This window comes from Pedobacter sp. 10L46_2 (assembly GCF_056395165.1).
In genome coordinates, this window is the sequence record NZ_JBFTIZ010000190.1 from 1 (window position 1) to 7,801 (window position 7,801).

Consider the following 7,801-nt stretch of genomic DNA (forward strand, 5'->3'; position numbering starts at 1 on the left):
CAGTACTACCTTTTTATCTTTAGAAATCACCACATTCATATTTAGGGCATTAACACCCAGATCCAATGCCCTTAGCATACCAGGGATTGTATTTTCAGGCATTATTCCGCGCGCACCGCGATTACCTTGCAGATCGAATTTCTGCGCCATTGTTTGAAGAACGGTAATTAATATTGCTACTGTTAGTATAATTTTTCTCATTTGCTTTACTATATAAAAGAAAAGGTTTCTTAAATCAACTCTTTAAGAAACCCTTTCGTGATAAATATGATTTATAAAATAACGCTTTCTCCCGCTACATGTTGTTAACGTTCTGCAGGTGCAAATACCATTGCAACAAGGTTCCAGTTAAAATCAGCCTGACGTTCATAAATAAATACATAGTTGAAGCTCTCTCTTAAATCAGCTTTATAATCTACTGTTGCAACACCATATGTATAGGCTAAATCACCTCCATCGGCTTTATCCACCTTTGTAGTTTTTAACGACACCTTACTCATCATGCTATTTAAAAATGCAATTGCTTTATCCTTGCCAATAATAGGTTCATAACCTGGAAACAAAACTCTTGCATCCGAATTTAAGAATCCCGCAAAAGCCGATACCCCATAAGATTTAAGGGTAGCACTTAGGGTCTTTTCTGTAGTAGCTATTATATTCGCTCCTGTTGCACGTTCTTTATCATTTAAAAACTTTGGTTTATGAAAATCCTTTGGTTCTATAAACTCTTCTGTTACCTTATTTAATGGTTTATTATGTGTTGTACCAAGGTCTAAGACAAGTTCCCATTTCCCATTAACGGCCTTCCATATTGAAAGGTATTGTCCATAAAGGGTTTCTTTCCCGGCTAAGGTAAAAGGTCCTGTGGTAAACCCCCAGTCTCCACTTCTTGATACTTTTGCGTACACTGGTGTCCAGCTTAAGTCTTTAGTATCGTCTTCAGTTGCATAAAATGTTCTGGCGTTTACAGGGTTGGGTCTGAAAACCAAGCCATCAGCGGCTGAATATGTAGTAAATGCAGTTTTTGCACCATTTTTTGCCAGGTTCGCGGCAAAATCTTTCTCTGCTTTAACAAGTGATTTAGTGCTTCCATCTGATTTTTGAGCGTAAGCACCAATCGTCATGGATGCAACAGCAATTGTATAAAGAAATTTATTCATCATCGTTTTTAAATAGTTTCTGTGCTAAGATAAGGGTTGAGTAATTTTTTCCTTTAAAAAGTAATTAACAATTACACAAAATTAGATTTTATTCCAGGTTGTTCCATCTTTACTGTCTTTCAGTTGGATACCCATGCTTTGTAAACCCAATCGTATCTTGTCTGATGTAGCATAATCTTTATTCTCCTTAGCCCCTTTTCTTATGTCTATAACGAGATCAAGAACTGAGTTTAATTCAGTGTTTGAAGTCTCTTCGTCCTTCAATCCAAAAACATCAAAAACGAAATCATTCATGAGTTTTTTTAATTTTTCCAGCTCAACCTCAGATATGTTGCCTTTTCCATCATGAACGGTATTAATAATACGTACTGCTTCAAATAACTCCGCAATAACAACCGGACTATTAAAATCATCGTTCATTGCTTTTACACAATTGTTAAATATTGGTTCTATCTCAAAATCACTATTTGCTGAAGGAGTTAGCTTTTCCAATAAATTCACGGCATTCATCAATCTTCTGAAACCTTTTTCAGAAGCATCCAAAGCTTCATTGGAAAAATCCAAAGTACTTCTGTAATGTGCCTGAAGGATGAAAAATTTAACCGTCATTGGGCTAAACCCTCTTTCAAGTAAAGGATGGTTTCCTGTGAATAGTTCCCCAGGTAAAAATCCATTGCCGGCACTTTTAGACATACGTGTGCCATTTACAGTAAGCATATTGGTATGCATCCAGTATTTTGCGGGTTGTTTATGACTGCAAGCCTCCGATTGTGCAATTTCATTGGTATGATGAGTAGCAGCAAGGTCCATACCGCCACCATGAATATCAAATTCATCTCCTAAGTACTTTGCACTCATAGCCGAACATTCTATATGCCAGCCCGGAAAACCAACACCCCATGGTGATGCCCAGCGCATGATTGTTTCAGGCTTAGCTTTTATCCATAACGCAAAATCTAACCTTCCATGCTTTTCGTCTTGCCCACCCAATTCTCTTGTATTGGCAAGCATATCTTCCAGATTTCTGTTGGTTAATATGGTATAATTATATTCCTCACTATATTTTTCTACATCGAAATAAACTGTACCGTTTATCTCATAAGCATAGCCGTTCTTTATGATCTCCTTAATCATTTCAATCTGCTCAATAATATGACCAGTTGCAGTAGGTTCAATACTTGGAGGTAGTGTATTAAACATCCTTAATACATCATGGAAACCCAGCGTATATTTCTGAACAATCTCCATTGGTTCCAATTGTTCAAGTTTAGCTCTTTTAGCAAATTTATCATCTCCTTCATCCCTATCCCCTTCCAAATGGCCGGCATCAGTAATATTCCGTACGTAGCGTACTTTATAACCACTGTATTTCAAATATCTGAATATTAGGTCGAAAGATATAAAAGTGCGACAATTCCCTAAATGAACGTCACTATAAACAGTAGGGCCACAAACATACATTCCTACATTAGGGGCATTAAGGGGTTCAAAAAGTTCTTTCTTACGTGATAAGGTATTATAGAGCTGTAAGCCTGTATTCATTTTGCAAATGTAAAAATTTTAGGGGTTTAATCTCAAATCGCTGCGAACGGGAAAATGATCAGATAGTTTAGCATCAATAATGCGGTAATTGATCACTTTAATATCTTTAGTTGTAGCAATATAATCAATTTGAAAATTAGGGAATTTACCGTTATATGTTCTTCCAAGGCCAGTGCCTTGTTCTTTAAAAGTATTATTTAATGATTTTGTAAGTTGCGTTACTGCGTAAGATGCTGGAGTATCATTAAAATCACCTGCAATTAAGAAAGGGGTTTTACATGTTTCCATGTGATCTTTCATAATATCAACCTGGCCACTTCTCTTAACAAAAGCATTTTTAAGAAGCGTTAAAATTCGTTTCGAAGGCACAAGATCCGCATCCATCTTTTGCGTAACCTTATCTATATAACTATAATCTTGCTTATCGAATGAAATGGACTGCAGGTGCACGTTGTAAACCCTCAGTTTTTGCTTTTTAATCATTATATCAACAAAAATACTGGCATTGCCTCCAAAATTTTCGCCGAAGACAATGGTACCTTTGTCCTTTATGGGATATTTTGAAAATATAGCTAAACCAGTCGCCTCGTAATCGTTCGCAGAAGAAGGCACAAAATAATAGTATGGTGTTTTTAATATTCTTTTTAAGCTATCAGTGATATCATAAGGGCCTTTACGACGGGTAAAATACTCCTGAAAGCAAATGATGTCTGGATTTTCATTTCTTATAAGTTCCAGCATCTGTTGTTTCACCGATTCAATATTATCTAGCCCATAAGGTTTAAAGCTATGAACATTATAGGTCATCATTCTTATATGCTCGGGTTTCTCTTTGGCTTGTTCACCTGACTTGCCAAAGACCCCTATTGTTGCTGTTAAAGCTCCCCAGCCTACAAAAATCAATACAATCGTTCCAATCGCAAAGGTCCATCGCTTTCTAATACACCACCATACGATCATGAAGATATTGAAGAGCAGAATAAAAGGATATGCCAAACCAAAGAAGGGAATGTATTTATATTCACGCGGATCAAATCTACCAGCTAAAAAACCAAGCACTAAAGTAATTGCCAAAACAACAGCTGCCAGGCGAACTACTTTATCAATAAATGTTGGTTTATTTTTCTTCATTAATCTATACTTTACCCCTTCTATAAGCCCTATTTAATGTTTACTGGCTTTAAATAAAGTCTCCTTTTCTTCTTTTGTTAATTTATCATATCCCGACTTAGAAATTTTATCTAAAATCGAATCTATTTCTCGTTGATCAACCGATGACTCTTTTTTCTTAGCAGATGGTTTAGCTCCATTATTTTTAACCACTCTTAACTTAGGCTTTTTCTTAAAAAGATTACTCCAATCTGTTCCCTTCTGAAGTACTTTAATATATGTAAAACCTATAATCGCTCCTCCAATATGAGCAAAGCTACCACCTGCATTCGCAGAAGTGGTTCCTATTAAATCTAACACGATGTATGCTATTGCAAGATATTTCAATTTAACATCGCCAAATAACAATAACCTAATACTATAATCAGGTACTAGTGTAGCTGTTGCTACAATAATAGCCATAACTGCCGCTGATGAACCAATTATAACTTGTCCGGAAATCCCACTAATAAATACCGGAAAGATATTAAAAGCCAATGCGAACAATATGGCTCCTGCAAAGCCGCCCGCTAAATACACAAAGTGGAATTGACGCGGTTTCAGAAAATCTAAGAAGATTCTTCCAACCCAATACAACCACAACATATTAAATAGCAAATGGAGAAAACCTCCGTGAAAAAACTGATAGGTAAGGATGGTATAAAACCTTACAGGAAGCTTTGCTAATGAAGCAGGAAAACCAAAGTACTCTCCTATTATTGCATCGAAATTAACACCATTGCCTGAAAGAAAAAACGGAACATTTATGATCGCGACAATTACAAAAACAAACGTATTTAAACCTATATATAAATACGAAGGATTGCCAGAGTGAAATACTTTGTTCTTTAAGTCCTGAAATATACTGTTATTCATAATATCTATAGAATCTATTATTGTCCTTATCTTTCCAAAGCTTAACTAAAATAAAGCCAATTAATGCCCCACCCAAGTGAGCATAATGCGCAACTGAATCTCCTTGAACTCTTGCTACCCCCATACTTAGTTCAAAAAGAATGTATACCGGAATAATGTACTTTGCTTTTATCGGAACTGGGATAAACAGAATATACAATTCTGTATTTGGGTAGAGCACACCAAAGGCTACCAGCAGACCAAATACCGCTCCAGAAGCACCAAGCATTGGTCCATTGTATATTCCTATAAGAGTTTGAACTTGTGCTTCGGTAAGGTTTTGTAAGTGATAAAGCGCCTGACCTGGCATAGCTGTCCCTGCGATCTGATATACCTCAAATGCCTGTACAGCCCATTGAAGTGCCAATGCCCCTAGACCGGTTATCAAATAAAAATTAAGAAAACGCTTAGCTCCCCATCTTGACTCTAATACTCCTCCAAACATGTATAAAGCAAACATGTTAAAGAAAATATGCATAAAAGTCCCAGGACTATGCATAAACATATAAGTAATCGGTTGCCAGATCTTAAAAAATGGAGAATCGAAATAAAATACGGAAAGCTTTTCTACTAGTAAATAACCACCCTGACTATCTTTAAACATAAAAGTTGCAGCAAAGAAAATCACATTGATAATCAACAGGTTCTTTACAACAGGTGGTATATGGATGTTATTCATTCTTTATTATTTATCAAATTTTTTATCAAGTTCTGTTAGTCCAATTGTTTGAATAACCGGCTTTCCACTTATGCTAAAGTTAGGAGTTTTACACGCAAAAAGCTGCTCAATAAGCATATTCATTTCTGCTTGCCCTAATACTGTTCCACTTTTGATAGCACTGTTTCTTGCCATACTTCGTGCCAATGCATCTCTTTTATCCAGCTTCAATTCCTGTTGCGAATTTTTAAACCCCTCTATCAGATGTTCAAATAATTGAGTTTCATTTATATTACTGCTTCCAAGATCAACAGGAATCCCTTCAATAACTAACGTATTTTTACCAAATTCTCTTACCTCAAAACCCAAACTTTTTATGTCATCAAGTAAACTTTTTGCCAACTCATAATCATTAGGGCTTAAAGTAACCGTTTGCGGGAATAAGCTTTGCTGTGATGCCCCTTTTCTATCTTCAAGATGCAAAATAAAACGTTCATACAAAACCCTTTCGTGTGCCGACTGCTGATCTATTAGCATAAGACCAGATTTAATCTGCGATATAATATAGCGGTTATGAAGCTGCATCAGTTGCTTCTGCACAGGAACAAATTGATCATCGCCCTCATTACCAGGCAAATCAAGAGACGACTGCTGAGCAGGATTGTGATTTGCGATTTCATAAAGCGAACCCCAATTTTTTGTACTTGTCGGCATTTTACCACCTCCCGATCCATAGCTTTTAGGAAAACTTGCATAAGAAGAATCCTGACTATAGGATGAATCTCTTGCTGCCGGTTTATCTGCCGCAAAAGGGTTAAAATCAGGATTAAAGCTAATGCTCGGTGGTACTATCTCTTCGGGCGCTTTATGGGTTATCATACTGCTAAATCCGGTTTCCTGATCAAAATCTATGGTTGGACTTATGTTAAACCGCCCTAATGATCTTTTTACAGCAGAGTGCAAAATCGCATATATCGACTTCTCATCCAGGTATTTAATTTCTGTTTTTGTAGGGTGCACATTCACATCAATCTTTGAGGGATCGATATCAATAAATAACACATACAAAGGGAAGTTATCATCCGGTAATAATTCTTCATAAGCCCTGTTCACCGCATGATTAAGGTAAGCATCCTTAATAAACCTATTATTTACAAAAAAGAATTGCTCACCACGTGTCTTTTTAGCAAACTCGGGTTTACCAATAAATCCTTTTAAGTTAATTATAGAGGTTTCCTCTTCAACAGGGATTAACCGTTCATTATAATTATTACCAAATAAATGAACTATTCTTTGTTTTAAAGCAGAAGCTGGCAGTCTATAAATTTCAACGCCGTCATGATGAAGGCTAAAAGCAATACCTGGACTTGCCATTGCTACCCGTTGAAACTCATCAATAATATGACGCATTTCTGCCGGATTACTTTTTAAGAAATTCCTTCTGGCGGGCGTATTATAGAATAGGTTTTTTATACTGATACTTGTTCCCTCAGCCGAAGCCACTGGTTCCTGCTTAATAAAGGTGGCACCTTCAATCTCAATTAAAGTCCCTATTTCATCTTCATGCTTGCGGGTTTTCATTTCAACTTGTGCAATGGCCGCAATAGATGCCATTGCTTCCCCTCTGAAGCCCATGGTCCTGATCGCAAAAAGATCTTCGGCTTTACGTACTTTTGAGGTAGCATGACGCTCAAAGCACATACGGGCATCTGTAACGCTCATCCCGCACCCGTTATCTATAACTTGTATCAATGCCTTTCCGGCATCTTTAACAATCAATTGGATTTTATTAGCTCCCGCGTCTATAGCGTTCTCTAATAGCTCTTTTACTGCCGATGCCGGGCGCTGCACCACCTCTCCTGCTGCAATTTGATTGGCAACACTATCGGGTAAAAGTTTTATTATATCTGACATTTATATTCCTTGGTAAAGGTTGCTAATTTATGCAAAATAAGCCTCATATCGGCTCTTCTTTTCAGATAATTGATGAGCATTGACCAGATATTACCATAAAATTACCATTATATTTACATCGCGATCCGCGCATCAAAAAGTTAAAAATTACGTTTGTAAGAACAAAACTACATTAAGGGAGAAAATACACCTATGAGAAAAAATAACCTGGCAGGTATCATTGCAATTAGTTTCCTCGCCCTATTTACATTCACAGCCTGTGCTCAGGACCATAAACAAAACGAACAAACACTTGCTATTTTAAATAGTATCGAGAGCAACACTACCCTCTTAAATAACTATGAAAATGTAATCCCCCTGCTAAATCTTGACAAAAAAAATATAGCATCTGTTAACCTCGGATTTGCCAGTCAAACTATATTTGACAGTCTTTTAAATAAATACGCCAAAATTACCTCACTCT

7 protein-coding genes and 1 pseudogene are annotated in these 7,801 nt (G+C 36.6%); 1 reads left to right on the top strand and 7 read right to left on the bottom strand.

Annotated features, from left to right (window positions below; all coding sequences use genetic code 11):
• From AC1DDX_RS18205 to mutL, 7 genes are all read right to left on the bottom strand, one after another.
• Window positions 1-201, bottom strand: a 201-nt coding sequence (locus AC1DDX_RS18205; RefSeq protein WP_477622372.1) for a glycerophosphodiester phosphodiesterase family protein, incomplete at its 3' end; no start/stop codon positions are given.
• A 104-nt stretch (window positions 202-305) separates the two neighbouring features.
• The gene (locus tag AC1DDX_RS18210; protein WP_172661584.1) at window positions 306-1,163 is read right to left on the bottom strand and encodes a nuclear transport factor 2 family protein; all 858 of its coding nucleotides are present in this window, start codon (window positions 1,161-1,163) and stop codon (window positions 306-308) included.
• A gap of 78 nt (window positions 1,164-1,241) precedes the next feature.
• A complete protein-coding gene (cysS, locus tag AC1DDX_RS18215) occupies window positions 1,242-2,702 on the bottom strand; it encodes a cysteine--tRNA ligase (protein ID WP_288881978.1) in 1,461 nt (486 codons plus the stop codon).
• 18 nt (window positions 2,703-2,720) lie between these two features.
• Complete coding sequence (locus AC1DDX_RS18220) at window positions 2,721-3,833, bottom strand: endonuclease/exonuclease/phosphatase family protein (protein WP_288881976.1); 1,113 nt, start codon at window positions 3,831-3,833, stop codon at window positions 2,721-2,723.
• 33 nt (window positions 3,834-3,866) lie between these two features.
• Window positions 3,867-4,727 (bottom strand): rhomboid family intramembrane serine protease, encoded by an 861-nt coding sequence (locus AC1DDX_RS18225; protein WP_337717239.1) that lies wholly within the window; start codon window positions 4,725-4,727, stop codon window positions 3,867-3,869.
• On the bottom strand, window positions 4,720-5,445 hold the full coding sequence (locus tag AC1DDX_RS18230; RefSeq protein WP_288881971.1) for a rhomboid family intramembrane serine protease: 726 nt from the start codon (window positions 5,443-5,445) through the stop codon (window positions 4,720-4,722). The genes AC1DDX_RS18225 and AC1DDX_RS18230 overlap by 8 nt, the downstream gene beginning before the upstream one ends.
• Before the next feature lie 6 nt (window positions 5,446-5,451).
• Window positions 5,452-7,338 carry a DNA mismatch repair endonuclease MutL gene (gene mutL / locus AC1DDX_RS18235; RefSeq protein WP_288881969.1) on the bottom strand — a complete coding sequence of 629 codons (1,887 nt, stop codon included), beginning with the start codon at window positions 7,336-7,338 and terminating at the stop codon, window positions 5,452-5,454.
• A 192-nt stretch (window positions 7,339-7,530) separates the two neighbouring features.
• Here mutL and AC1DDX_RS18240 point away from each other — a divergent pair.
• A pseudogene (locus AC1DDX_RS18240) lies at window positions 7,531-7,801 on the top strand (beta-N-acetylglucosaminidase); the annotation flags it as partial.

Coding starts and splice junctions, on each gene's coding strand:
- AC1DDX_RS18210 (WP_172661584.1), bottom strand. CDS start 1,163: ATGATGAATAAATTTCTTTATACAATTGCTGTTGCATCCATGACGATT.
- cysS (WP_288881978.1), bottom strand. CDS start 2,702: ATGAATACAGGCTTACAGCTCTATAATACCTTATCACGTAAGAAAGAA.
- AC1DDX_RS18220 (WP_288881976.1), bottom strand. CDS start 3,833: ATGAAGAAAAATAAACCAACATTTATTGATAAAGTAGTTCGCCTGGCA.
- AC1DDX_RS18225 (WP_337717239.1), bottom strand. CDS start 4,727: ATGAATAACAGTATATTTCAGGACTTAAAGAACAAAGTATTTCACTCT.
- AC1DDX_RS18230 (WP_288881971.1), bottom strand. CDS start 5,445: ATGAATAACATCCATATACCACCTGTTGTAAAGAACCTGTTGATTATC.
- mutL (WP_288881969.1), bottom strand. CDS start 7,338: ATGTCAGATATAATAAAACTTTTACCCGATAGTGTTGCCAATCAAATT.